Source organism: bacterium, from assembly GCA_026129405.1.
GTDB lineage: Bacteria > Desulfobacterota > Binatia > DP-6 > DP-6 > JAHCID01.
In genome coordinates this window covers 290874-314558 of the sequence record JAHCID010000004.1, presented here as the reverse complement: position 1 = coordinate 314558, position 23685 = coordinate 290874, and the positions used below count along the sequence as shown (strand labels likewise).

25 protein-coding genes and 2 pseudogenes are annotated in these 23685 nt (G+C 74.7%); 11 read left to right on the top strand and 16 right to left on the bottom strand.

What is annotated here, in order from left to right; translation table 11 throughout:
• The first annotated feature begins 7 nt into the window (after positions 1–7).
• Together KIT14_17075 and KIT14_17070 are read left to right on the top strand one after the other, a co-directional pair.
• A pseudogene (locus tag KIT14_17075) lies at positions 8–671 on the top strand (exo-alpha-sialidase).
• A complete protein-coding gene (locus KIT14_17070) occupies positions 668–964 on the top strand; it encodes a MoaD/ThiS family protein (GenBank protein ID MCW5892235.1) in 297 nt (98 codons plus the stop codon). The pseudogene KIT14_17075 and the gene KIT14_17070 overlap by 4 nt, the downstream one beginning before the upstream one ends.
• A gap of 93 nt (positions 965–1057) precedes the next feature.
• Here the strand turns inward: KIT14_17070 and KIT14_17065 are convergent, their stop codons facing one another.
• From KIT14_17065 to KIT14_17045, 5 genes are read right to left on the bottom strand one after another with little or no spacing between them, the layout of a single operon-like run.
• Entirely contained in the window at positions 1058–1831 is a 774-nt protein-coding gene (locus KIT14_17065) for a Crp/Fnr family transcriptional regulator (GenBank protein MCW5892234.1), read from the bottom strand.
• Positions 1832–1880: 49 nt separating this feature from the next.
• Positions 1881–2510, bottom strand: coding sequence for a nitroreductase family protein (locus KIT14_17060; protein MCW5892233.1), 630 nt, complete (start codon positions 2508–2510; stop codon positions 1881–1883).
• A 41-nt stretch (positions 2511–2551) separates the two neighbouring features.
• Positions 2552–2800 (bottom strand): hypothetical protein, encoded by a 249-nt coding sequence (locus KIT14_17055; protein MCW5892232.1) that lies wholly within the window; start codon positions 2798–2800, stop codon positions 2552–2554.
• Between the two features lie 32 nt (positions 2801–2832).
• Positions 2833–3330 (bottom strand): 6-carboxytetrahydropterin synthase, encoded by a 498-nt coding sequence (locus KIT14_17050; protein ID MCW5892231.1) that lies wholly within the window; start codon positions 3328–3330, stop codon positions 2833–2835.
• Positions 3331–3367: 37 nt separating this feature from the next.
• Positions 3368–4411, bottom strand: coding sequence for a DUF481 domain-containing protein (locus KIT14_17045; protein MCW5892230.1), 1044 nt, complete (start codon positions 4409–4411; stop codon positions 3368–3370).
• A gap of 246 nt (positions 4412–4657) precedes the next feature.
• Here KIT14_17045 and KIT14_17040 point away from each other — a divergent pair, with 246 nt between their 5' ends.
• Both KIT14_17040 and KIT14_17035 read left to right on the top strand, forming a co-directional pair.
• Entirely contained in the window at positions 4658–5941 is a 1284-nt protein-coding gene (locus KIT14_17040; protein MCW5892229.1) for a glycosyltransferase family 1 protein, read from the top strand.
• 75 nt (positions 5942–6016) lie between these two features.
• Positions 6017–6931 (top strand): class I SAM-dependent methyltransferase, encoded by a 915-nt coding sequence (locus KIT14_17035; protein MCW5892228.1) that lies wholly within the window; start codon positions 6017–6019, stop codon positions 6929–6931.
• A 3-nt stretch (positions 6932–6934) separates the two neighbouring features.
• On the opposite strand, the gene hpnC is transcribed toward KIT14_17035, so the two are convergent.
• Both hpnC and KIT14_17025 read right to left on the bottom strand, forming a co-directional pair.
• Positions 6935–7762 carry a squalene synthase HpnC gene (gene hpnC / locus KIT14_17030; protein MCW5892227.1) on the bottom strand — a complete coding sequence of 276 codons (828 nt, stop codon included), beginning with the start codon at positions 7760–7762 and terminating at the stop codon, positions 6935–6937.
• A 44-nt stretch (positions 7763–7806) separates the two neighbouring features.
• Entirely contained in the window at positions 7807–8280 is a 474-nt protein-coding gene (locus tag KIT14_17025; protein MCW5892226.1) for a hypothetical protein, read from the bottom strand.
• Between the two features lie 136 nt (positions 8281–8416).
• On the opposite strand from KIT14_17025, the gene KIT14_17020 reads away from it, so the two are divergent.
• Complete coding sequence (locus tag KIT14_17020) at positions 8417–8677, top strand: hypothetical protein (protein MCW5892225.1); 261 nt, start codon at positions 8417–8419, stop codon at positions 8675–8677.
• 269 nt (positions 8678–8946) lie between these two features.
• Here the strand turns inward: KIT14_17020 and shc are convergent, their stop codons facing one another.
• From shc to KIT14_16985, 7 genes are read right to left on the bottom strand one after another with little or no spacing between them, the layout of a single operon-like run.
• Positions 8947–10872, bottom strand: coding sequence for a squalene--hopene cyclase (gene shc / locus KIT14_17015; GenBank protein MCW5892224.1), 1926 nt, complete (start codon positions 10870–10872; stop codon positions 8947–8949).
• Complete coding sequence (mvk, locus tag KIT14_17010) at positions 10869–11783, bottom strand: mevalonate kinase (protein MCW5892223.1); 915 nt, start codon at positions 11781–11783, stop codon at positions 10869–10871. Before mvk ends, shc begins: the two co-directional genes overlap by 4 nt.
• Positions 11783–13063 (bottom strand): hydroxymethylglutaryl-CoA reductase, degradative, encoded by a 1281-nt coding sequence (locus tag KIT14_17005; GenBank protein MCW5892222.1) that lies wholly within the window; start codon positions 13061–13063, stop codon positions 11783–11785. Before KIT14_17005 ends, mvk begins: the two co-directional genes overlap by 1 nt.
• A complete protein-coding gene (fni, locus tag KIT14_17000; GenBank protein MCW5892221.1) occupies positions 13060–14115 on the bottom strand; it encodes a type 2 isopentenyl-diphosphate Delta-isomerase in 1056 nt (351 codons plus the stop codon). The genes KIT14_17005 and fni overlap by 4 nt, the downstream gene beginning before the upstream one ends.
• Positions 14108–15064, bottom strand: coding sequence for a hypothetical protein (locus KIT14_16995; protein ID MCW5892220.1), 957 nt, complete (start codon positions 15062–15064; stop codon positions 14108–14110). Before KIT14_16995 ends, fni begins: the two co-directional genes overlap by 8 nt.
• Positions 15061–16035, bottom strand: coding sequence for a diphosphomevalonate decarboxylase (mvaD, locus tag KIT14_16990; GenBank protein ID MCW5892219.1), 975 nt, complete (start codon positions 16033–16035; stop codon positions 15061–15063). Before mvaD ends, KIT14_16995 begins: the two co-directional genes overlap by 4 nt.
• Positions 16036–16086: 51 nt before the next feature.
• Entirely contained in the window at positions 16087–16665 is a 579-nt protein-coding gene (locus KIT14_16985) for a hypothetical protein (protein ID MCW5892218.1), read from the bottom strand.
• Between the two features lie 316 nt (positions 16666–16981).
• Between KIT14_16985 and KIT14_16980 the strand changes: the two genes are divergently transcribed.
• Positions 16982–17491, top strand: a complete 510-nt coding sequence (locus tag KIT14_16980) for a methyltransferase domain-containing protein (protein ID MCW5892217.1) — start codon at positions 16982–16984, stop codon at positions 17489–17491.
• A gap of 83 nt (positions 17492–17574) precedes the next feature.
• Here KIT14_16980 and KIT14_16975 read toward each other — a convergent pair.
• Positions 17575–18012 (bottom strand): annotated as a pseudogene (locus KIT14_16975) (Rrf2 family transcriptional regulator).
• A 108-nt stretch (positions 18013–18120) separates the two neighbouring features.
• On the opposite strand from KIT14_16975, the gene KIT14_16970 reads away from it, so the two are divergent.
• Positions 18121–18543: a flavohemoprotein gene (locus KIT14_16970; protein ID MCW5892216.1), complete on the top strand. Its 423-nt coding sequence runs from the start codon at positions 18121–18123 to the stop codon at positions 18541–18543.
• Between the two features lie 65 nt (positions 18544–18608).
• Positions 18609–19304, top strand: coding sequence for a carbonic anhydrase (locus KIT14_16965; protein ID MCW5892215.1), 696 nt, complete (start codon positions 18609–18611; stop codon positions 19302–19304).
• Positions 19305–19491: 187 nt separating this feature from the next.
• Here KIT14_16965 and KIT14_16960 read toward each other — a convergent pair whose 3' ends face one another.
• Positions 19492–21501 (bottom strand): ATP-dependent helicase, encoded by a 2010-nt coding sequence (locus KIT14_16960; protein MCW5892214.1) that lies wholly within the window; start codon positions 21499–21501, stop codon positions 19492–19494.
• A gap of 85 nt (positions 21502–21586) precedes the next feature.
• Here KIT14_16960 and KIT14_16955 point away from each other — a divergent pair, with 85 nt between their 5' ends.
• The 3 genes from KIT14_16955 (at position 21587) to KIT14_16945 (ending at position 23601) form a co-directional block, all read left to right on the top strand.
• Positions 21587–21808 (top strand): sulfurtransferase TusA family protein, encoded by a 222-nt coding sequence (locus KIT14_16955; protein ID MCW5892213.1) that lies wholly within the window; start codon positions 21587–21589, stop codon positions 21806–21808.
• Between the two features lie 62 nt (positions 21809–21870).
• A complete protein-coding gene (locus KIT14_16950; GenBank protein MCW5892212.1) occupies positions 21871–22734 on the top strand; it encodes a Ku protein in 864 nt (287 codons plus the stop codon).
• Positions 22735–23601 carry a tetratricopeptide repeat protein gene (locus KIT14_16945; GenBank protein MCW5892211.1) on the top strand — a complete coding sequence of 289 codons (867 nt, stop codon included), beginning with the start codon at positions 22735–22737 and terminating at the stop codon, positions 23599–23601. It begins immediately after the preceding gene.
• Positions 23602–23685: the final 84 nt, after the last annotated feature.

The following is a 23685-nucleotide window of genomic DNA, read 5'->3' as shown; positions in this document are numbered from 1 at the left end:
GACGAGCTGGCAGCCCGACGCCGGCGGCCTCTGCCTGCACACGATCCTGCTCGACCCGCGCGACCCGGCGCGCCTCTACGTCGCCATCTCCTCGGCCGGCGTGTTCCGCAGCGACGACGGCGGCACCACGTGGCGCCCGATCAACCGCGGCCTCCGCTCCGAAGGCATCCCCGACCCGGACGCCGAGGTCGGCCACTGCGTCCACCGTCTCGCCTTCCACGCGTCGCGCCCCGGCGTGCTCTTCATGCAGAAGCACTGGGACGTCACGCGCAGCGACGACGCCGGCGCGACCTGGCGCGAGGTCAGCGGCAGCCTCCCCAGCGACTTCGGCTTCCCCATCGACGTCCACGCCCACGAGCCGGAGACGATCTACGTCGTCCCGATCACGAGCGACTCGGAGCACGACCCGCCCGAGGGCAGGCTGCGCGTCTATCGCAGCCGCTCCGGCGGCGACGCGTGGGAGCCGCTCACGAACGGCCTCCCGCAGCAGAGCTGCTTCGTGAGCGTCCTGCGCGACGCGATGTCGGTCGACCGCCTCGCCCCCCTGCGGCATCTACTTCGGCACCACGGGCGGCCAGGTCTACGCTTCGCCCGACGGCGGCGACGCCTGGGAGGCCGTCGTCCGCGACCTGCCGGCGGTGCTGTCGGTGGAGGCGCAGACGCTGCCGTGATCCGCGTCGTCCTCCCCGCCCACCTGCGCACGCTGGCGCGCGTCGACGGCGACGTGACGGTCGCGGTGACCGGCCCCGTCACCCAGCGCACGCTGCTGGACGCGCTGGAAGCGGCCTACCCGATGCTGCGGGGAACCATCCGCGACCGGGCGACGCTGCGCCGCCGCCCGTTCGTGCGCTTCTTCGCGTGCGAGGAGGACCTGTCGCACACGGGGATCGACCAGCCGCTGCCGGCGGCGGTGGCGGAGGGCAGGGAGCCGTATCTGGTGGTGGGGGCGATGGCGGGAGGGTGAGGAGCACCCGGCGCCCATGGCGACACGAGAGCCGCGCAGGCCCGCACGGCACTCGCCGCCGGGACATCGCCGCCCTCTCGAGTCACCGCACCGTCACCCCTCCGCCCCGCGCCGGCGCCCCACCACGACGCGCCCGTCCAGGCGCACCGGGAAGCGCCGCGTGCAGACGATGCGTCGCCCCGCCATCGTCACCTGGCCCGCCGCGCGCAGCGCGGACAGGCAGCGGTTCACCTTCGCCCGCGACCCCACCACCATCTCCGCCAGGTCGGCCTGCGACAGCGGCAGGTCGATGAGGACGCCGTCGGGGTGTGGTCTGCCGAAGTCGTGGGCCAGAGCGGCGAGCTCGTGCAGGACGCGCTCCTGGAGGGGCATCGTGAGCTGGAGGCACTTCTCGTAGAGGAGGCGGGAGAGGACGCGCCAGCTGTAGGCCATGAGCTGGAGGGCACGGCCGGGCGGGAGCGTGCTCAGGATCTTGAGGAGCGTGTCCTGGCTCAGGACCGCGACCACGGCGTCGACGTGGGCGATGGCGCCGAACAGGCGCGGGCCCGGCGGGTCGAAGAGCGAGGCGAGGCCGAAGAAGTGGCCGGGGCGGACGAGCTGGACGGCGACGGGGAGGTCGCCGTGGCCCTGGCACATGACGCGGACGGCGCCGGCGACGAGAAAGCTGGCGAGGTCGTGGGCGTCGCCCTGAGCGAAGAGCTGCTGCCCGGCGCGCCAGTACGTGATCTGCGACTGGCGGACGACCTCTTCGATCGCGGGCGGGGTCAGGCCGAGCCGAGGGGCGTTGTGCGCGAGGAGCGCACGCAGCGTCGTCTTGGCCGGCGCTTCGGCTTGCAGGCGAGTTCCGCGTGCCGGGCGGGGCGGCATGCGGCGATGGTCCTAGCAGCTTCGCGCGCCGCGTGCGATGCGACCTCGGTCACGAGCGCATGAACGGTCGGTTTCCCCAGCGGTCTAGATGCACGACCTCGCCGACCGGACGGCGCGTCGTCGGACCGTAGCGGCCGCGCGGCCAGCCGAGCGGCACGACGGCGACGGGCGTCACGTTCCACGGCAGGCCGAGCGCGCGCCGCGCGAGGAAGGTGCTCCACAGCGGCAGCGTGATGAGCGCCGCGCCGAGATTCGCCGCGCGCGCGGCGAGCAGGAGATTCTGCACCGACGGGAAGATCGAGCCGTAGAGGCTCGAGACGGCGATGCGCGGGAACCACGGGATCACGGCCTTCAGGCACGCGACCACGACCACCGGCACCTCCTCGAAGTGATCGGCCTGCCACTGCACGGCACGCAGGATGCCCTGCATCTTCTCGTCGGCGGCGTAGAGCCGCTTGCCGAGGCCGCCGTAGATGGCCCAGGCGCCGCGGTTGTACTTCGCGAGCCGCGCCTTCACGGCAGGGTCCTTCACGACGACGAATTCCCAGTTCTGCGCGTTCGAGCCCGAGGGCGCCTTCAGCGCCAGCTCGACGAGCCGCAGGATCAGCGCGTCGTCCACCGGATCGGGCTTGAGACGCCGGATGGCGCGCTGGGTCGTCATCGCGTCCACCAGCGGCATCGTCAGCGCATCGGGCTCGGACATCACGGGCCTCCCTTCGTTCACCGGGTCCCGGCGTGCGCGGTGAGATACGCGCGCAGCGCCTGCTCGTCCTCGGCCGACAGCCACGGCATCCCGCGCTGCGCGAAGATGCCACGCATGCGCTCGAGCTGATAGTCCCACATGCCGATCGTCATGCTGCCGGGGCTGTGGATGCCGTGACACTGCCCGCAGCGGGTGAGCAGCACCTGGGCGCCGGGCGAGGTCGCGTCGGGGATGCTCGACCCGCCGCCGCCACACCCAGCGAGCACGCCGGCCAGCGCCAGCGCGCCGACGATGCGCCTCAGAACGCCTCCCGGCAGTACGCCACCTGGCCCGGCGCCTCGGCGACGCCGACCTCCAGCGCGACGATGCCGCGCCCGCCGGCGGCCTCGGCGAGCGCGCCCCGCAGCCGCCCGAGGAGATACGCCGCCAGCTCCTCCGCCGAGCTGTGCACGATGGGCAGCAGCGCACAGTCGATGCGGGGGAACTCGAAGCGGTGGCCGTCGTGCGTGGTGAGCGCGACGTGCGTCTCGCCCACCTCGACGCTGAGCGCGTCGCTCTCGAGCGGCACCAGCATGCGCTCGTCCAGTTCCTCGCAGAGCGCCTTCGCGACGCGCTTCACGACGCCGAAGTCGAGCACGTAGCCGTCGGCGCCGAGATCCGCCTCGACCCGCACCGAGACCTGATAGTTGTGACCGTGCAGCGGCTCGCGGAATCCGGGCTGGCAGATGAAGTGCGCCGCGGCGAACTTGAGATAGTCCTTGGCGACGACGACGCTGTAGCGCTGGGGCGAGCCCATCCGCGCCGGTTACAGCGCCGTCGTCGCACGGAGTCAATCAGAACGTCAGCGCCAGCCCCAGCAGCAGCGACAGCGAGTTCGGCGGCGTGTCGGGCGCCGGCGTGCTGTCGTAGTCGTCGACCAGCGACGCCTTCATCGCGATCATCTTCCACACCGGCACCGAGAGCGAGGCGTACGAGCGGATCAGGTAGTCGTTCTGCCAGTCGTCGAGCGCCGGGAGATAGGTGGCGCCGGCGCGGAAGGTCGCGTCGTAGGGCAGCGCGAGCTCGGTCTCGGTGCCGAACACGACCGACGCATAGTCGTTGTGCGTGCCGTCGAAGTAGCGCTCGTAGACCCAGGCGCCGCCGCCGTAGACGGACCAGAACGAGTCCTTCGTCTCGTAGAGCCGATAGCCGAGACCGGCCTCGGGCACGCCGCGGATGGAGAGGCGCTGGATGGCGTCGTACTCGGCCGTGCCGTTGCCGTAGGCGAACCAGTCCTGGGCGAAGTCGTACTCGAAGCGCACCTGGCCCGCGGCGTCGTCGGTGAGCTTCGTGCTGTCCTGCCCCTCCTCCTTCTGCGTGCTGTAGGTGTAGTCGCCGACGACGAGGAAGCGCGTGGGCGCGCGCTTGCGCTCGGCGCGGAAGCCCGCCGCGTACGCCGTCGTGTCGACGCGGGCGCGCGTCAGGCTGAGGCCCGTGCTCGCCTCGGCGCTCCAGTACGGGAGGTCGGCGTGCAATCGGGTCGCGAACGAGTCGGCGATGTCCTGTTCGCTGTAGACCTCGTCGATGCTGGCGGTCGCGATGCGCTCGGTCGTGCCGTCCGCGGTCGTCAGCACGACGGCCCCGTCCTCGACGCCGGTGAGGCGTCCCCTCGTCTCGCCGCCGCCGTGGAAGACCCGGTACGCCCCCTCCGTGTCGAGCCGCTCGACGTCCGCGTACGGAATGCTGAGCGTCCCCTTCCCGTAGACCGTCTCGAACTCGACGTCTTCGCCGGTGAGGGACTTCACCGTTCCCTTCAGCGTATCGCCCTTCACGGTGATCTCGTCGGCATGGGCGACTGCGGGCAGGAGGAGCAGGATCGCTAGCAGGACGGCGAGCATGGCGGTCTCCTTTCGGGCGGCTTCGCTACGCCATCCGGGGCGGCGGGGAAAGACCCCGAAGGGCCCCGCGGCGCGTGCTCGCGTCCGTGCACTTCCGGCGCACCGCGATCCGGCACGCGCTCTCCCCGGCGCCCGCGCGGCTGCGTGCCTGACCCGCCCGGTTGCCGATCGGCAAGAACCGCCGGGCCTCGATCGCGGCGCCGCGGGAGCGCGCGAGCGGCACGCCTTCTGCTGTGGGCTGCCACGATGCGCATCGTCCTCCTCCATGCCCCGCTCTTCCGCGCCCATTGGCGACGCGAGCACGACGTCGTCGCGTGCGGCCCGCACGCCGACTGCGACCGGCCGCTGCCGCTGGCGCCGATCCGGCTCGGCGACCTGCTCGCCGACCTGCCCTGGACGCCCGACCTGCTGGTCGTCGCCGACGACGGCCAGCCGCTCACCGTCCTGGGGCTCGAGGAGGCGCCCTGCCCCGTCGCCCTCGTCGCGGTCGCGACGCACCAGCACGAGCACTGGCAGGCGCCGCTCGGCGCGGCCTGCGAGGCGGTGTTCGTCGCGCAGCAGGACAGCCTCGCCACCTTCGCGGACGCCGGTGCCGGACACGCAACCTGGCTCCCCTGCTGGGCGCCCGACACGCTGCCGGCGCCGACGCTGGTGCGCGCGCTCGACGCCACCTTCGTCGGCACGCTCGACGCCGCGACCCACCCGACCCGGGCGCCGTTCCTCGCCGCGGTCGCCGAACGGGTGCCGCTCGTCGTCGGCGGCGGCGAGCGCCTCGCGGGCTACGCCGCCAGCCGCACCGTGCTGAACCATACCGAGAGCCAGGCGCTTAACTTCCGCGTCTTCGAGGCGATGGCGTGCGGCGCGGCCCTCGTCACCGAGCGGGCAGCCAACGGGCTCGGCGACCTGTTCACCGACGGCACCCACTGCCTCACCTATCCGCCGGGCGGCGTCGCGAGTGCGGTCGCCGCGATCCGCGGGCTCCTCGCCGACGATCGCCGGCGCCTCCGCCTGGCCGACGCCGGCCGCGCCGCGGTCCTGGCTGCGCATTGCGCGCGACACCGCGCCGCCACGGTGCTCGACGGCGCGTCCGCCGCCGCCCCTCGGGGCGATCGCCACACCACGCTCGCCCGCGCCTGGTGCCAGCTCGCCGAGAGCGTGCGTCCCGGAGCCGAGACCGTTCCCGCCCTCCGCGTCCTCGAGCGCGCGTATCTCGCCGAGGCCGAGCGCCTCGCGCAGACGGCGTACGTGCGCGAGCCGGACCGCAGCGGCATCCTCGGCGCGGTCGCGCTCGCGCGCGGCGAGATCGTGCGCGCGGTCGAGCGGCTCGAGTGGGCGGCGCACAACGGCGGCGCGCCGGTGGACCACGTCGCGTGCATCGAGGCGCTCGTCCACGCCGGCGAGCTGTCGCGCGCCGTACGGACCGCCGACGCGCTCTGGTTCCGGCACCCCGACGCCGACGTCCCCGCGCCCCTGCGCGCCGCCATGCTGGCCCTGGCTCAGGCGACCGGAGCAGGCCCGGGCCAGGCCTGAGCGCCGCCGGACTTATTTGTCAGACGTCCAGTAACTGTGTAGCCCCTTCGCCATGGGCCCCCGGGGCACGGCGACATGACCGGCGACGGCGCGAGCCGCACCGCGCTGGTGGCCGCGCTCATGCGCGCCGTGCACCGGCGCACGGCACGGCCGCCGCTCGTCGACGACCCCTGGGCCGCACGGCTCGTGTCGGCCGAGGAGCAGGCCGAGCTCGCGCGCCGCATCCTCGACGCCGCCACCCCGGACGTCCACGCCCGGCTCGCGGCCCTCGACGACGTCGACGCGATCCTCGACGCCACCCTGCCGCGCCACCCGACCTACGGCGGCGTCGTCCTGCGCTCGCGCGTCGCCGAGGACGCGCTCGCCGACGCCGTCGCTCGCGGCGCCGGACAGTACGTCCTCGTCGGCGCCGGCTTCGACAGCTTCTGCGTGCGCCAGCCCGGGTTCGCGCGCGGGCTGGCCATCTTCGAGATCGATCATCCCGCGACCCAGGCGGCGAAACGCGAGCGTCTCGCCGCCTGCGACGCCGACGTGCCGGCGAACGTGCGCTTCGTCGCCGCCGACCTCGCCCGCGAGCCGCTCGCCGCCGTGCTCGGCCGCTGCGGCTTCTCGGCGACGGTGCCGGCGTTCTTCTCCTGGCTCGGCGTCACGATCTACCTCCCGCGCGACGCCAACCTCGCCACGCTCCGCGGCGTCGCGACCGCGGCGGCGGGCGGCAGCGAGCTCGTCTTCACCTACACCGACCAGCGCGTGCTCGACGCCCGGCCGCCGGCGCTCGAGGCGCAGCGCGCGCGCCTGGCGGCGGCGGGCGAGCCCTGGGTCTCCGGCTTCGACCCGACGACGCTCGCGCGCGAGCTGGCGGCGGTGGGCCTCTTCTTGGTCGAGGACCTCGGCCCCCGCGAGCTGGCGGCGCGGTGGTGCGCCGGGCGCAGTGACGGGCTCACGCCGGGACGCATCGGCCACGTGGCGCGGGCACGCGTCCCGCGCTGAGCCTCACGCCCCCGGCCACAGCTGCCGCAGCAGGAGCCGGGCGAAGTCGCGGCGGCGCAGCGTCGGCCGGCGTGCGAAGACGTCGTAGTCGACCGCCGCGATGCGATCGAGGATCGCCAGGCCGCCGTGCGCGAACAGGCGCACCTCGCGGCGGAGACGGCCGTCGACCATGCGCGCCAGCGCGAGGCCGCGCGCGAACAGGTCCCGGGTGCGTGCGATCTCGAACCCGAGCAGGGCGCGGAACGGCGGCGTCGCGGCGCGCGCGGCCAGCGCCTCGCGGCTGCCCGGGAAGCGGTCGAGGTCCTCCTGCGGCAGATAGATGCGATCGCGGTCGAGATCGCCGGCGACGTCCTGCCAGAAGTTGGTGAGCTGGAGCGCCGTGCAGACGTCGTCGGACCGCGCCTGGCGCTCGGCGTCACGGTGGCCGAAGAGGCCGAGGACGATGCGCCCCACCGGGTTCGCCGAGCAGCGCGCGTACTCGAGGACGTCGGCGAACGTCGCCAGCGTGCGCGTCTCGCCGGCGGCGTCACGCCGGAAGGCGGTGAGGAGGTCGCGGAACGGCTGCACCGGCAGCTGGTGCGCGGCGATGGTGTGACCGAGCGCCAGGAAGACGGCCTCGCGTACGGCATCGGGGTCGGCGGCGCACGCGAGCAGCCGCTCCTCGAGCCCGTCCAGCTCCGCCAGCCGGTCCGCGACGGGCCGCTGCGGCTCCTCGTCGGCCACGTCGTCGCCCATGCGCGCGAAGGCGTAGACCGCGGCGAGGTCACGGCGCAGCCGGCGCGGCAGCAGCAGCGAGCCGACGGGGAAGTTCTCGTAGTGCGCGCGGGCCAGCCGGGCGCACGCGGCGTAGGCCGCGTCGACCTCCGGCGCGACGCTCATGGCACGCGATGATAGCGGCGGCGGCCGTCGGCGACGGTGAGCGTCACGGCTCCCGTGAAGCCGGGCGGCACCGCGCCGCCCCGGCCGGCGTCGCGGACGAACGCCTCGTAGCCGGCGACGTCGAGCAGCACCCGCGCGCGCAGCGCGGCGTCGAGGCCGAGCGCCGAGACGTCGCCGACGCGCGCCGGCACGAGCCCGGTCGCCAGCTCGGCCGTGCCCCCGTCGACCGCGGCGAGCCCGATGCGACGGCCCCCCAGCCGGCGCCCCTGCTGCTCGAGGAGCCCGGCCACCGCGAGGAGCAGCTGCGCCGCGCCGGCGTTCCCGACGCGCGCCGCCGTCGCCAGCGTCGGCTCGACCTGCTCGGCGACCGCGCTCGCGGCGGCCGCGTCGCAACGCGGACCGACGTCGGCCCAGCGCCGCGCGTTGTCCTGCCAGTCGGTCGCCACGAGGTGCGCGTGCGCGCGGCGCACCGCCGCCGGCGTCGGCAGGTCCCAGCAGACCTGCGCGAGCCGATCGGTGACGACCTCGTCGCCCGCCGGCTCGGGCCGCTCGGCGGGCCGGTAGGCACGCAGCGCGCCGGCGAGGGCGTCGTCGGCCGCGCCGGCCGTGCAGGTGCCGGCTCTCGCCGAGCTGGAGCGCGAGCGGGTCCGGCCCGATCAGCGCCGCGACGCCGGCCGCGCCCCGGAGCGGCTCGTCGGCGCCGGCTGCGGCGGCACCACGTCCGCGGCGACGACGAGCGCGCGCCGCCGGAACGCACGCGCCGCCCGCACCCACTGGCCGCGAAGGAGCGCCGCGAGCACCGCCCGCCCGCGCCCCCCGCACGTCGACCAGCCCGCGCGCGCGCGCGTCGAGCCCGGCGATCGCTAGCGACGCCGCGACCGGCACGGCGACGGACGCGCCGGTCACGGCGACGACGAGGCCGACGTCGGGCGCGTCGAGCCGCTCGACCTGGCCGAGGCGCAGCAGCGCGGTCGCCGCGAGCGTGACCACGTCCTCGCACGGCGCCGGCACCGCGACGGTCTCGAGCCCGAGGGCCGCGGTCCACGCCGCCGCCGGCACGCCGCGCGCCGTCGCCAGCGTCGCGACGTCGAGCGCGTGGCCGGGCACGTAGACCGCCAGGCGCGCGATGCCGGCGCTCACGCCGTCTCCGTCGCCGCCCGGAAGCGCCCGAGCGCACGCAGGGCGTAGGAGAGCGGATTCAGCTCGAAGCGCAGATAGCTCCGCCGCGGCACGCCGGTGCCGGTGTACGGCGTCTCGGTGAAGCCGCCGTCGTCGCCCTGCGCGGCGACGAGCCACGCGACACCGCGCTGGATCGCAGGATGCCGCGGCGACTCGACGGCGAGGAGACCCTGCAGCGCCCAGGCGGTCTGCGTCGGCGTCCCCTCGCCGATGCCGCACCGCGAAGGATCGTCGTACGACGCGACCGACTCGCCCCAGCTGCCGTCCGCGTTCTGGTGCGCTTCGAGCCACGCGGCCGCGCGCCGCACGTACGGGGCCTGCGGCTCCTCGCCGACGGCGGCGAGCCCGACCAGCGCCCGCGCCGTGCCGCACACGGCGTTGACGCCCCAGCGGCCGTTCCAGCTGCCGTCCGGCTGCTGCGTCGTGCGCAGGAACTCGAGCGCGCGCCGCACGCGGCCGAAGTCGGCGCCGAAGCCGATGCGGCCGAGCAGCTCGAGCACGTGACCGGTCGAGTCGGCGCTGGCGGCGTCGACCACGCCCTCCATGTCGGGGAAGGGCACGGCGTCGAGCACGGGCGCCTCGGCGACGGTGTCGAACGCCGCCCAGCCGCCCGAGCGGCTCTGCAGGCCGCTCACCCAGTGCACGCCGCGGGCGAGCGCACGGCGGCCGGCGGGCGCCGTCGCCAGCGGCAGATCGACGAGCCCGAGCGCGGCGACCGCGGAGACGTCGACGTTCGGGTAGTGGTCGTTCGCGAGCTCGAAGGGCCAGCCGCCCGGATCGAGGTCGGGCCGGCGCACCGCCCAGTCGCCGGGGCGGAAGATCTGCGCGGCGCAGAGCCACTCGCCGGCGCGGGCGAGCGCCGGATGCTCCGGCGGCGTACCGGCGTCGAGCAACGCGCGCAGCGCGAGCGCGGTGTCCCACGTCGGCGCCAGACACGGCTGGCAGACGAGCCGATCGCCGCGCTGGACGAGGAGATCGTCGATGCCCTGCATGCCGCGCACCATGACCGGGTGGTCCTTGGCGAAGCCGACGGCATGCAGCGCCAGCACCGCGTGCACCATCGCCGGCTGGATGCCCCCCCACTGCCCGGTCGAGTCCTGATGGCGCAGAATCCACTCGATCGCGCGCGCGACCGCGCGCCGCCGCAGGGGCTTCCAGCGCACGCGCCCGAGCGCCTCGAGCGAGCGGTCGAGCGCGAGGAAGAAGTTGCGCTTGCTGAGGAGCGACGGCGAACGCGGCATGCGCAGATCGCCGGGCGTCGGCGGCCGCAGCCACAGCTCGTCGACACGCTCGTCGGGATTGAGGCGTACCTCGGGCCGCTGGAGCACGAGCAGCGAGAACGGCACCAGCATCGCGCGCGACCACGCCGAGAACGCGTAGATCGACAGCGGCGCCCACGGCGGCAGGAGGATCATCTCGACCGGCAGCGCCGGCACCGCCCACCACGGACACTGCCCGAAGCTCGCGAGCCAGAAGCGGGTGTGTACGCCGGTGCGCGCGAGCCCGCCCTGCGCGCGGATGAACTCGCGCGCGCGACCGAGCGCCGCGGCGTCGGCCGGCGTGCCGGCGAGCTTCAGCGCGAGATACGCCTCGACCGAGGTCGAGAGGTGGCCCGGCAGGCCGGGCGCCAGCGTCCAGCCGCCGTCGTCGCCCTGGAGCGCGAGCAGGCGCTCGGCCATGCACCGGTCGGCGTCGGCACGGTCGCGGCCGAGGAGGCGGTTCACGAAGACGTACTCGGCCTCGAGGTTCGGCGCGGCTTCGACGGCGCCCTGCCAGTGCCCGCGCGACTGCTGGAGCGCGAGCAGCCGCTCCTTCGCGCGCGCGATCGCGACCTCGACACGGGAGCGCAGCCCGGCGTCGTGCTGTGCCTCGTGGACCGTCATGCCGCCACCTCCTGTGCCCTGCCGACGCGGAGCGCGAGCGCCTGCACGCCGGTGGCGTCGGCGAGCCGCGCGGCGAGCGTCTCGGGATCGGTCGCCAGCGCGATGATCGCGCCGCCCGCGCCGCCGCCGGTCAGCTTGGCGCCGAGCGCGCCGAGGCGGCGCGCCGTCGCGACCAGCGTGCCGATCTCGTCGCTCGAGACGCCGAGCCGCTCGAGCAGCGTCTGGTTCTCGTCGAAGGCGGCGCCGAGGCCCGTGAGGTCGCCGCGCAGCAACGCCTCGGCGCCGCGCGCGACCACGGCCGCGACGGCGTCGAAGAGCGCCTCGTAGGTCGCGGGCTCGGCGTCCCAGCGCGCGCGCAGCCCGCCGACCGCGGCACCGGTGTCGCGCGGGCAGGCGCCGAAGGCGACGACGAGCGGCAATGGCGCGGGCGGCGCGAGCGGCGTCACGACGGGCGGCTCGCCGCGCACGAAGCCGAAGCAGCGCCCGAGCGCCGCGGCGGCGGGATCGATGCCCGACGGCGTGCCGTGGAAGACGCCCTCGAGCCGCCGGCCGAGCGCCAGCTCCTCGTCGGTCGAGAGCGTGCGTCCCGCCGCGGCCGCACAGGCGCGCAGCGTCGCGACGGCGAGCGCGGCCGAGCTGCCGAGCCCGCGCCCCGGCGGCAGCTCCGAACGCACGCGGACGACGACGCGCGCCGGATCGAGCCCCGTCGCCGCACAGGCGGCGCGCACGAGGTCGGCGCCGCGCGGATCGCCGTCGTGCTCGCTCGCGAGCGCCGGCCCGTCGCCCGCCGAGACCTCCGCCTCGAGCCCGAGGGGGAGGCCGGTCGCGATGGCCGGGCGGCCGTACACGACGACGTGCTCTCCGAGGAGGATGACCTTCCCGCCGGCGCGGCCGCGAGCCGGCGTCCGCATCAGGTGCCCTGCAGGCTTCGCAGGAGCGCGCGGGCGCGGTCGATCTTCACCTCGCCGGCGGCGATGAGGCGCTGGCGCAGCAGCTCGGCCTCTTCGCCGCGCGCGCCGGCGGCGTGCGACACCGCCCGCGCGTGCAGCGCCATGTGACCCTTCTGGATGCCCTCGGTGGCGAGCGCACGCATGGCGGCCATGTTCGACGCCAGCCCGACCGCGGCCATGACGCCCGCCAGCTCGCGCGCCGAGGTGACGCCGAGCACGCGCAGCGCGAGCCGCACGCGCGGGTGCGACTCGACCGCGGGGCCGACGATCGACACCGCCATCGGCAGCTCGATCGCACCTTCGAGGTGGGCCTCGGCGATGCGCCAGGTGGAGAGCGAGCGGTAGCGGCCGTCGCGCGAGGCGTAGGCGTGCGCGCCGGCCTCGATGCCGCGCCAGTCGTTGCCGGTGGCGACGGCGACCGCGTCGACGCCGTTCATGATGCCCTTGTTGTGGGTGGCGGCGCGGTACGGGTCGGCCCAGGCGAACTCGTACGCGTAGAGCATCCGCTCGGCGACCTCCTCGCCGGGCATGCCGTCGCGGCCGAGCGCCGCGACCGGGATGCGCACGCGCGCGCGGGCACGGCGGCGGTCGGCCAGGTTCGAGAGGATCTTGAGGCAGGCGGCGCCGCCGGTGATGTCCTCGACCATCGGGGCGATGCCCTCGACGAGCGAGTTGACGGCGTTGGCGCCCATCGCGTCGCCGGTATCGACGATCACGTGGACGATGAGCATGGTCTCGCCGCGCGGCGTCTCGACGAGATGGGTCTCGATGTCGCGCGGGCCGGCGCCGCGCCGGCACAGGCCGGGCGTCAGCTCCTCGGCGCGGGCCAGCAGCTCGCGCTTGGCCTCGGCGATGCGCTCGACGGCGTCGGCGGGATCGGGGACCTGGACCAGCTGGATCTGGCCGATCATTGCGCCCGGGTCCGCCTCGGCGGTGAAGCCGCCGCCGGCGCGAGCGACGAGCGCGGCGTTGGACGCCGCGGCGATGACCGACGGCTCCTCGACCACCATCGGGATCAGGTGGTCGCGGCCGTTCACCTGGAAGTTGAGCCCGACGCCGAACGGAAGGGCGAAGGTCCCGACGGCGTTCTCCACCATGATGTCGGCGACGTCGAGCGGCAGCGCGTCGGCGGCCGTGAGCGTGGCGACCTCGACCTCGTCGAGCCCGAGAGCCTCGGCGAGCCGTCGCTGCCGCTCGGGAACGCTCATGCGGTAGAACGCTGGGATACGAGAGCTGGTCATGCCCCTCCTCCGGATGGGACCCAATCGCGCAGCCGGCTGCCGAGCACAAGGGGCGCACGGCCGAGCGCGTCGAGATCCGGCGAGCCGGTCAGCACCATCGCGGTGCGAAGCCCGGTGACGAGTCGATCGATGTAGTGGCGGGCGCCGTCGAGGCCGCCCGCGCGGTAGGCCCGGAACACGGGCAGCGCCACGCCGGCGACGCGGGCGCCGAGCGCGATCGCCTTGGCGACGTCGAGCCCGCTGCGGATGCCGCCGCTGGCGATCACCTCGAGCCCGCGGCCGCGCACGCCGGCGAGCGCCGCGGCGGTCGGGATGCCCCAGTCGGCGAACTCCTGACCGAGGGCCGCCCCCGCGGGGTCGGCGCGCAGGGCCTCGACCTTCACCCACGAGGTGCCGCCCGCGCCCGAGACGTCGATGGTGCGCACGCCGGCCTCCGCGAGCCGCGCCGCCACCCGCGGCGCGATGCCGCAGCCGGTCTCCTTCACGACCACCGGCAGCGGCAGCTCGCGGACGACGCGGCGGATGGTGTCGAGGCCGCCGCGGAAGTCGCGGTCGCCGCCGGGCTGGATCATCTCCTGCGCCGGGTTCAGATGGATGCAGAGCGCGTCGGCGTCGACGGCGCGCACGAGGCCTTCGATCTCGGCGGTGGCCATCGACGCCGCCTGCACCGAGCCGAGGTTCGCGAAGACGAGCGCAGTCGGCGCGTGGTCGCGCACGCGGAAGGTGTCGGCGAGGTCGGGCTGCACGTGCATCGCCCGCTGCGAGCCGACGCCGAAGCCGATGCCGTGCTCCTCGGCCACCTGCGCGAGGTCGCGGTTCACGACGGCCGCCTCGGCCGTACCGCCGGTCATGCCGGTGATGAGGAGCGGCGCGCGCAGCGGCCGGCCGACGAGCGTGGTCGCCACGTCGAGCGCGTCGACGGCCAGCTCCGGGAGGGCGTCGTGGACGAGCTCGACCTCCTCGAAGAGCGTCGTCTTGCCCACGTGCTCGACGGGGCCGTCGGCGCAGAGGTCGAGGTGCGAGCGCTTGCGCTCGCTGATCGGCTCAGCCAACGGCCGCCCCCGCGGGCGCAATGGCGACGTCGAGCGGCAGGATGCCGGCGTCTTCCCAGGCCGCACGCACGGCCGCCGCCTGCCGTTCGGAGGTGGCGAAGGCGATGCCGCAGTCGCCGCCGCCGGCGCCGGACGGCTTGGCCGCGGCGCCGGCCCGGTTGGCGGTGCGCACCAGGGTGGCGAGCGCCGGCGTCACGATGGGTAGATCGAGGGACGCGCCGAGCTGGGTCAACAGCGCCGCCGAGCGGTCGACCGTGTCGAGCAGCGTGTCGCGATCGCCGCGCTCGGCGGCCTCGGCAGCGCGGACGGCGACCTTCGCGAGCTCGGCCAGCGCCGCCGGCGGCTCGGCGGCCGAGAAGCGTGCGAGCAGCGGCGGTGTGTGCGCCGACGTCCCCGTCCAGCCGGCGACGAGGTGCAGGCCCGCGGGCAGGCGGCGGGCGTGGACGCGGAGGCCCTCGCCCTCGCGGCGAACCTCGATGAGACCGCCGTGGACCGCCGCCGCGACGTCGCCGCCGCTGCCGTGCCCGCCCTGGAGCCGCGCGTTCGCGCGCAGGGCCGTGGCGAGCCAGGCGTCGCGATCGGCGTCGGGGCCGAGCGCGGCGACGGTGGCGACGAGCGTCGCCGCGCTGCGCCCGAGGCCGAGCTTGCGCGTGCCGACGAGAAAGGCCTCGGAGTCGACGGCGACGTGCAGCGGGCCGGCGCGGCCGACCGTCTGCAGCACCGCGCGCACCGCCGCCGCGTCGCCGCTCGGGCGGGCGTCGGGATCGGCCCCGTCGAGGCGATCGGTGCGCGCCTCGGCGCACGAGACGACCGTGATCCCGGCGTCGGCCGGCGCGATCGTGACCCTGGCCTCGCGGTCGACCGCGGCGACGAGCGCCGGCGCGCCGCGCAGCACCGCCCACTCGCCCGTGAGGAAGAGCTTGCCGGGCGCGGTCGCCGTCACGCTCACGCGAGCACCGTCGCGCCGGCGCCGGGCGCACACGCGAGCGTCCGCACCACGCCGGGCACCGCGGCGAGCGCCGCTTCGATCGCGGCCGCATCGGCCGCGGCGCAGAGGACCTTCACCTGCGGCCCGGCGTCGATCGTGACCCAGCCGCGCACGCCGTCCGCGCGCAGCTGCCACACGCGGTGCACGCACTCGACGGTGGCGCCGCGCCAGTAGAGGAGCGGCGGGCGCGCGGCGAGGCCGATCGCGTGCATCTTGAGCGCGCTGTGCTCGGCGAGCGCGCCGAGCGCCTCGAGATCGCGCGCGCGGATGGCGGCGCGCGCCTCGGCGAGGTCGGCCTCGGCGCCCGTCACCCAGGCGGGATAGAGCGGCGACGCCTGCGCGCGCGCCATGCCGTCGCGCGACGACACGGCCTTCGGCGCGGTCGACGTGATCGCAACGACCACGCGGACGTCCCACGCGCCGGCCGCGAGCAACGGCGCGGCGACGGAGTCGCGGCCGTCGTCGCGCGTGCCGCGATGCCACTCGACGAAGCCGCCGTGGATGGAGCGCGCCGCCGAGCCGGAGCCGCGCCGGGCCAGCGCCGAGAGCGCCGCCGCGTCGAGCTCGAGCCCCGCCGCGCGCGTGGCCGCGAGGGCGAGCGCCGCGAACGCCGCCGCCGACGACGCCAGCCCGGCGCCGCGCGGCACGCGGCTCCACGTCTCGAGCGTCGCGGGCTCGGTGCGGCCGCCGAGACCGCGTACGAGGTCGAGGAAGCGCGCGAGCCGCGCCGCCTCCTCGCCGGCGGCCGGCTCGCCGTCGATGACGAAGCGGTCGGCGTCGGCGGCGAACGCGACCCGGGCGTCGATCGACAGGCCGTCGAGCGTGACGGAGATGCTGCCCGTGGCGGGCAGGTTCAGCGTGGCGTCGCGCTTGCCCCAGTACTTCACCAGGGCGACGTTCACGTTCGAGCGGGCAGTGGCGGTACCGGACATCGCGGCCGGGTCGCTTCTATCGCGTTCGGCCGGGGCGTGCATCTCCGCGGCTCAGCTCGGCCCCGGCGTCCGCGGCGGCGGCTCGGTGAGATGCAACACCGCGAAGAGGCTGGATTCCCGTTGGTAGAATCCTTGCGTGTGCAGGGAGTCCCGCAGGCGCAGATAGGTGTAGTCGAGGTGGTGGCAGACCTCGTGGAGCAGCGTGCGCAGGAAGGTCCGGTAGGCCACGACCTGCCCGCGCTTCGCGGTGTACATCCAGACCGTGATGGTATCGACGCGGGTGCCCGGCACGTAGAGCCCGTGCAGCTCGCCGCGGCGGTCGTGCGGCCGCCGCGCCTCGACGCGCACGCGCAGCGTCGGCACGCCGAGCGCGACGCAGATGCCGTCGGCGATCCGCTGCGACACCGCCTGCACGTCGACCTGGTGTCCGCCCGCGAGCGCCGCAGGCAGCCGATCGACCGCGCCGCGCAGCGCCGGGCCGGGCCGCAGCGGCAGCGTCGGCACCCGGTCGCTCGCCGCGGCCACACGCTGGAGCGCCGGCGGCAGACGTCGGTACCAGGCCGGGCGCGAGCGGAGCGGCGCGGAGGCGGCAGGCATCGAGCGGCGCGCATCGTAGCCGAGGCGTCGCACGCCGCCAACCTCGGACGCGCGGTGCGCGCCGTGCTAGAGCGGCCCCATGGAGGCCGAGGCGGCGGCGACGCTCGCGACCCGGGTCGCCGAGCTCGCGCGCGCGCTCGCGTCACGCGGACCGATGCCGGCGGGTCTGCCCGGCTTCGGCCTCGAGAGCCCGAGTGGGACGCCCGCGACGCTGCTCGACCGGCTGAGCGGGCACGGCATCTTCCGCAAGTACGAGCGCGTGCTGACCCTGGCCGACGAGCTCGGCGGCGTCGGCCGCTGGCTCGCGCTGCGTCTGCGCTGCACCGCGATCGTGGTGACGGACGACCCGATGCTGGCCGCGGGCGGCGCCGTCGTCACGCGACGGGCAGGCCTGCGGCGTCCCGTGCAGCACGTCGTCGCCGCGGCGGACCGCCTGCCGATCGCGACCGCTGCGGTGACGCACGTGTGGATCGTCGAGCGCCTGCCGTGCGTCGCCGACGCCGACGCGGTGCTCGCCGAAGCGCGTCGCGCGCTGCGTCCCGGCGGCCATCTCGGCGTGCAGGATCTGGTGCGCGTCGCCGGCAGCCCGGCGCCGGCGCTGCCGGGGTGGCACTTCGCCGACGTCGCCGCGCGGCTCGCGGCCCTGCGGCGTGCGGGCTTCGTCGACGTCGACGTGCACCACCGCGGCGCGGCGGCGCTCGAGACGCCGGCGCAGGTGACCGCCGCGCGGGCGCAGCTCCATGCACGGCTCGGCGCCACGCCCGCCGGTGCAGCCGTGGTCGCCGAGCGCGCGACGCTCGCGGCCGCCATTGCCGAGGGCGCGCTCGACGTCGTCCAGCTCGTCGCGCGCAACCCCTGAGCGGCGTCAGACGCGCGGCGCCGCGGGTCCGCGCCGGCGCGCGCCGGCTTGCCACGCGGCCGCCGGCCCGCCTTCGGCCGCCCGGCGGGGCGCACGCGGAGGCGAGCGGCCAGCGTCGACGCGCCGCCGAGGAGATCCGCGAGCGTCACGCGGTCGAGAACGTCGAGGAACGCCGCCTGTGCCTGCTGCAGCGTGCGCTCGAGGCGACAGGCGCCGGTCAGGGGACAGGTGCTGGTGGCCCGGTCGAAGCACTCGAGCAGGTCGAACGTGTTCTCGGTGAAGCGCACCACCGCACCGACGGTCGTGACCGACGGCGGGCCTGCGAGCTCGAGCCCCCCGGTGCGTCCGCGGTGGGCACGCACGAAGCCGCCACGCACCAGCGCCTTCCCTACCTTGGCCACATGGTGTGCCGACACGCCGTAGGCGGAGGCGATCTCCGGCACGGAGACCGCACGCCCCGGATGCAGGCCCAGGTACATCAGCGTGCGCAGGGCGTAGTCCGTGTAGCTCGTCAGCTGCACGCCGGCATCGTAGGCACCCGGGTGACCGCCGACAACATCGCGCGGCTTGCACTCGGCGGCGCACGACGACAAAACAGGCACAACAAATACCTGTATCAAGGAGACCCCATGGCCCTGAACGCCGCGCTGCTGCAGTCGAGCCTCGAGCTGGTCGTGTCGCGCCGACCCGAGATTACGCCGCGCTTCTACGAGATCCTCTTCACGCGCCATCCCGAGGCGCGCGCCCTCTTCGGGCGCAACAGCGCCGACGCACAGGCGCAGATGCTGCAGGACGCCATCGTCGCCGTCATCGACCACGTCGAGGACGCCGCGTGGCTCACGTCGACGCTCGGGGCCATGGGCCGCAAGCACGTCGAGTATGGTGTCACGAACGACATGTACCCGTGGGTCGGCGACGCCCTCGTCGCCACCCTGGCCGAGATCGCCGGGACCGACTGGACGCCGGCGATGCAGGCGGCATGGACGGAGGCGTTCGTAGCCATCCAGGCGCTGATGCTGGCCGGCGCGCGCGAGATCGACGCCGCCGGGTGACGAGGCGCGGCGGGGCACGGCTCAAGTCGCCCGGCAAGCGTGCCGACGCTCTCCGAGACAGCGCCATGCCGTGCACCCGCCGCCAGCTCGTCCATCTCCTGGGCCTCGCCGCGCTGAGCGCTCCGGGGTTCGTCACCGGCCGCAGCGCGCGCGCCGACGAGATCTGCCGCAACAAGGGTGTGGAAGCCGCCAGCCTCTGGCGCCGGCTCACGGAGGGCAACCGGCGCTTCGTCGCCGGCACGCCGGCCGAGCACGACCTGGTGCGCGCTCGTCGGGAGCTGCTCGGCACGCCGGCGGCACCGATCGTCGTGCTCGGCTGCTCCGACGACCGGATCGCGCCGGAGACCGTGTTCGATACCGGGCTCGGCGAGCTGTTCGTCGTCCGTACGGCGGGCAACGTCGTCGACCCGGTCGGCCTCGGCAGCATCGAGTATGCGGTGCGGCGCCTGGGCGCGCGGCTCCTCGTCGTGCTGGGGCACGACCGCTGCGGCGCGGTGGAGGCCGCGATGACCGGCGAGCTGACCGCATCCCCGGCCCTCGAGGCGATCATGCGGCGCATCGCGCCGGCCCTCGAGGGAGTGCGCAGCGCCGCCGACGGCAGCGGCGACGCGAGGCCCGCGATCGTCGCCAACGTACGCCAGAGCGCACGCGACCTCGTGACCTACAGCCGGCTCGTCGGCGACGCCGTCGCGACCGGGAAGCTCGTCGTGGTGCAGGCGTTCTACCGGCTCGAGACGGGCACGGTCGACCGACTCGTCTGAGACGACGCCCTTCGCGCCACCGGGCCGCCCGCGGCGCGCCGCTCAGGCCGGCGCCTCGCGGCTGGCCTCGCCGTCGCGCGGCGGCGAGTGGTCGCGTCCATCCCGGGCCAGCCGACCATCGTGTCTACGCCGAGCGGCTGGGCGGCCTCCTGCACGTCGCACCCGCGAGCGACGCGGAGGTCGGCGCTCAGTCGAACTCGTAGTCGATGTCTTCCTCGACGACCTGCATGCCGGACAGCACGGCCGACGGCAGGCCCTCGACGAAGCGCGACGGCTTCCCCAGCACCATCCCGGTCGCGCGGTCGTACACGTCGATCGGGTAGCTGAGATACAGCCACTCCTTCGCCCGCGTCACCGACACGTAGAGGAGACGCCGCTCCTCCTCGACCTCGGACGGGTCGCGCAGGTTGTGGAACGAGGGGAAGCGGCCGTCGACGAGGCCGATCACGAACACCACCCGCCACTCGAGGCCCTTGGCCGAGTGGATCGTGGAGAGCGTCAGGTGGCCCTCTTCGACCGCGACCGCGAGCGTGTCGCCGACGCTGTCGGTGGGCGGGTCGAGCGCCATGTCCGTCAGCAGGCCGCCGAGCGCGCGGTAGCGTGCCGCGATGGTGCAGAAGTGCTCGAGGTCCTTCTCGCGCTTCGGGTAGTCGTCGGGGTGCAGGTGGCGCAGCATCGGCGTGTAGAAGCCGACCACGCGGCCGACCTGGTCGTCCGGCGTCAGCTCGGGCGCGCCGATCTCGGTGAGGAGGTCGGCGAGGCGCAGCAGCTCCTTCGTGAAGGCCGCGCGACGCGGGTACTCGCGCAGCAGCTGCGCCGCGGCGAGGACGTCGGGCGCGCCCTGGACGTGGCGGAACACGTCGTCGGCCGTCTTCGGGCCGAGCCCGTCGAGCAGGAGCAGGATGCGGTGCCACGACACCGCGTCGCGCGGGTTGGCGACGACGCGGAGATGCGCGAGCACGTCCTTCACGTGCGCCGTCTCGATGAACTTGAAGCCGCCGCGCTTCACGAACGGGATGTCGCAGCGCTGGAGCTCGAGCTCCAGGTCGAACGAGTGGTAGCTCGAGCGGAACAGCACCGCCATCTCGTCGAGTGAGACGCCCTCCTCGCGCAGCTCGAGGACGCGCTGGGCGACGAAGCGCGACTGCGCCCGGTCGTCGGAGCAACGGACGAGGAGCGGCTTCTGCCCGCCGCCGCGGCGGGCACGCAGCACCTTCGTGTGCTTCTCGGCGGCGCGGTCGATCACCGCGTTGGCGAGCCCGAGAATCGGCGCCGTCGAGCGGTAGTTCTCCTCGAGCGTGATGAGCCGCGCGCCCGTGAAGAGCTCGCGGAAGTCCATGATGTTGCGGAAATCGGCGCCGCGGAACGAGTAGATGCTCTGGCTGTCGTCGCCGACGGCCATGACGTTGTCGTGGGTGACGGCGAGCCCGCGCACGATCTCGGCCTGGAGGCGGTTCGTGTCCTGGTACTCGTCGACCATGACGTAGCGGAACGTGCGCGAGAGCTGCTCGGCCGCCTCGGGCACGTCGCGCACGAGGTCGCGCAGGAGGACCAGCAGGTCGTCGTAGTCGACCAGGCTGCGCTCGCGCTTGTACGTGCGGTACTGGTGGCCCAGGCGGATCAGCTCCTCCTGGTGATCGGCGAGATGGCCGTAGTCGTCCTCGAGCAGCTGCTCGACGGTGACGCTGCGGTTCACCGCCATGCTGAAGACTTCGAGGATGGCGTTCTTGCGCGGGAAGCGGCGGTCTTTCCGGTCGAGGCCGGCGCGGCTGCGCAGCAGGTTGACGACGTCCTCGGCGTCGGCGCGGTCGAGGATCGTGAAGCCCGGATCGAGGCCGACGCCACGGCCGTGGCGGCGCAGGATCGTGTTCGCGAAGGAGTGGAACGTCCCGCCGGCGACGCGATCACAGCTGCCGCCCACGAGCGTCGCGGCGCGCGTCAGCATCTCCTCCGCCGCCTTGCGCGTGAACGTCAGCAGCAGGATCTGCGCCGGCGGCACCCCCGACTCGACGAGCCGCGCCACCCGATAGGTCAGCGTACGCGTCTTGCCGCTGCCCGCGCCGGCGATGACGAGGATGGGGCCCTCGAGCGACGTCGCCGCGTCGAGCTGCGCCGCGTTGAGCTCGCCGGCGTAGTCGATGCGGAAGCGCGGCGCGGGGCGCGCATCCGGTCGCGCGCGGAGGGTGTAGGTCTCCATGGACGGACTCGAGGCGGACGAACGGTTCTACCGGGATCGTCCCGGGGCGTCGAGTGACGCCGCCGCGTCGGCTACACAGGACGACGTGGACGACGCGTGCCTCGATCTCCGCACCTGGCGCTGCCCGCTCTCGTGGGCGAAGGCGCGCGTGTGGCTCGAGACCCGGCGGCGCGGCGAGGAGGTCGTGATCCTGCTCGGCGACGCGAAGAGCGCGCACGACCTGCCGCGGGCGGCCGAGGCGCACGGGCACCACGTGATCGGCGTCGTCCGCGACGGGGGCGGCTTCCGGGTCGTCATCGAGGTCTGATCGCGGAGGTCTCCTCGCGGAGGTTTGACATGTCCCGGGGTCATGGGCTTTTGTCGAAGTCCATGCCGGCCCGCGCGATCGGCTCCGCGACCGTCAGCTTCGGTCTGGTGTCGATACCCGTCCGTCTCTATGTCGCGACGCACTCGGAAACGCCGTCGTTCAATCTGATCCACGGCGAGTGCCGGTCGCGCATCAAGCAGCAGATCTGGTGCCCGCGCTGTGAGCGCGTCGTCGAGCGCCGCGAGCTGGTGAAGGGACGGGAGGTCCAGAAGGACCAGTACGTCCTCTTCACCGACGAGGAGCTGAAGCGGCTCGAAGCCGCCGCCAGCCAGGCGCTCGACATCCAGGAGTTCGTGCCGCTCGCCGAGGTCGACCCGGTCTACTTCGAGAACACCAACTACCTCGGCCCGGACAAGGGCGGCGAGAAGGCATACCAGCTCCTCGCCCAGGCGATGCGCGAGACCGGCATGGTGGCGCTCGCACAGCACGTCACGCGCGGCAAGGAGCACCTCGTGCTCATTCGCCCGCTGGGCGACGGCCTGGCGCTGCACACCCTCTACTACGCCGACGAGGTCCGCCCGTTCACCGACGTCGACAAGGGCGCGCCCGCGGCGGTGAAGCCGGCCGAGGTGTCGCTCGCCCGCCAGCTGGTCGAGCAGCTGGCCGCCGAGCACTTCGCGCCCGAGCAGTACCGCGATCACTGGCGCGACCGGCTCGAGGAGATCACGCGCCAGAAGGTCGAGGGCCAGGAGATCACGGTTCCCGAGGAGCCGGCGGAGCGCGGCCAGGTGATCGACCTCATGGAGGCGCTGAAGCAGAGTCTGGCGCGCGAGAGCGCGCCGGTGCGCTCGCCGGCCCGCGTGGCCGCGAAGCACCGCGCCGCCTCCCAAAAGCCGCGCCGCGCGGCCAACGACAAGAAGCAGTAGGTGGCGGCCCAACGGCGGAACGGCGCCGCGCCGGCCCACTTCGACACGGCGCAGGCCGCGCGGATCGTCGGGCTGCCGCCGGGACGCCTCCGCCGCTGCGTTCGTGCCGGGCTGCTCGCCCCCGAGCGCGACCCCCGCGGGCGCCTGCGCTTCGATTTCCTCGATCTGCTCCTCCTGCGCACGACGCGCGTCCTCCTCGAGCAGCGCGTCCCGATGCGAACCATCGGCCGGGTCCTGCGCTCGCTGCGCCGCCAGCTCGGCGACCGGCCGCTCACGCGGCTCAGCGTCCAGACCGACGGGGGCGGCGTGGTGGCGTTCGACGGTGCGACGCGTTGGCGTCCCGAGTCGGGCCAGCTGCTGCTCGACTTCACGCCGTCGCGCGAGCCCCGCAAGCGCGGCGACGCGGTCGTGCGGCTGCGCGGCGGGCGCAACGCCAAGCTGCCGCAGCTCACGTCCGAGCAGTGGTGCGACCTCGCGATGGAGATCGAGGAGGGCTCGCCGCTCGAAGCTCGCGCCGCCTACCACCACGCGCTCGATCTCGATCCCGCGAACGTGGTCGCGCGCATCAATCTCGGGCGCCTGCTGCACGCCGACGCGAACCTCGTCGGCGCCGAGGCCCACTTCCGCGACGCCGTCCGCCACGATCCGACCTGCGCGCTCGGCTGGTACAACCTCGGCGTCGTGCTCGAGGACGCGCACCGGCCCGACGAAGCGCGCGGCTGCTACGAAGAGGCCGTCGCCGCAGACCCCGAGCTCGCCGACGCCCACTGGAACCTCAGCCTCCTCTACGAGCGTGGGGACCGCCACCAGGACGCCATCCGACACCTGGCGATCTACCGGCGGCTCACCCGCGACGAGCGCGGCTGACGTGGCGCGCGCGGTCGCTCCGCGTCTCCTCGTCGGAACGTCGGGCTTCAGCTACGCACCCTGGCGCGGGAGCTTCTACCCCGC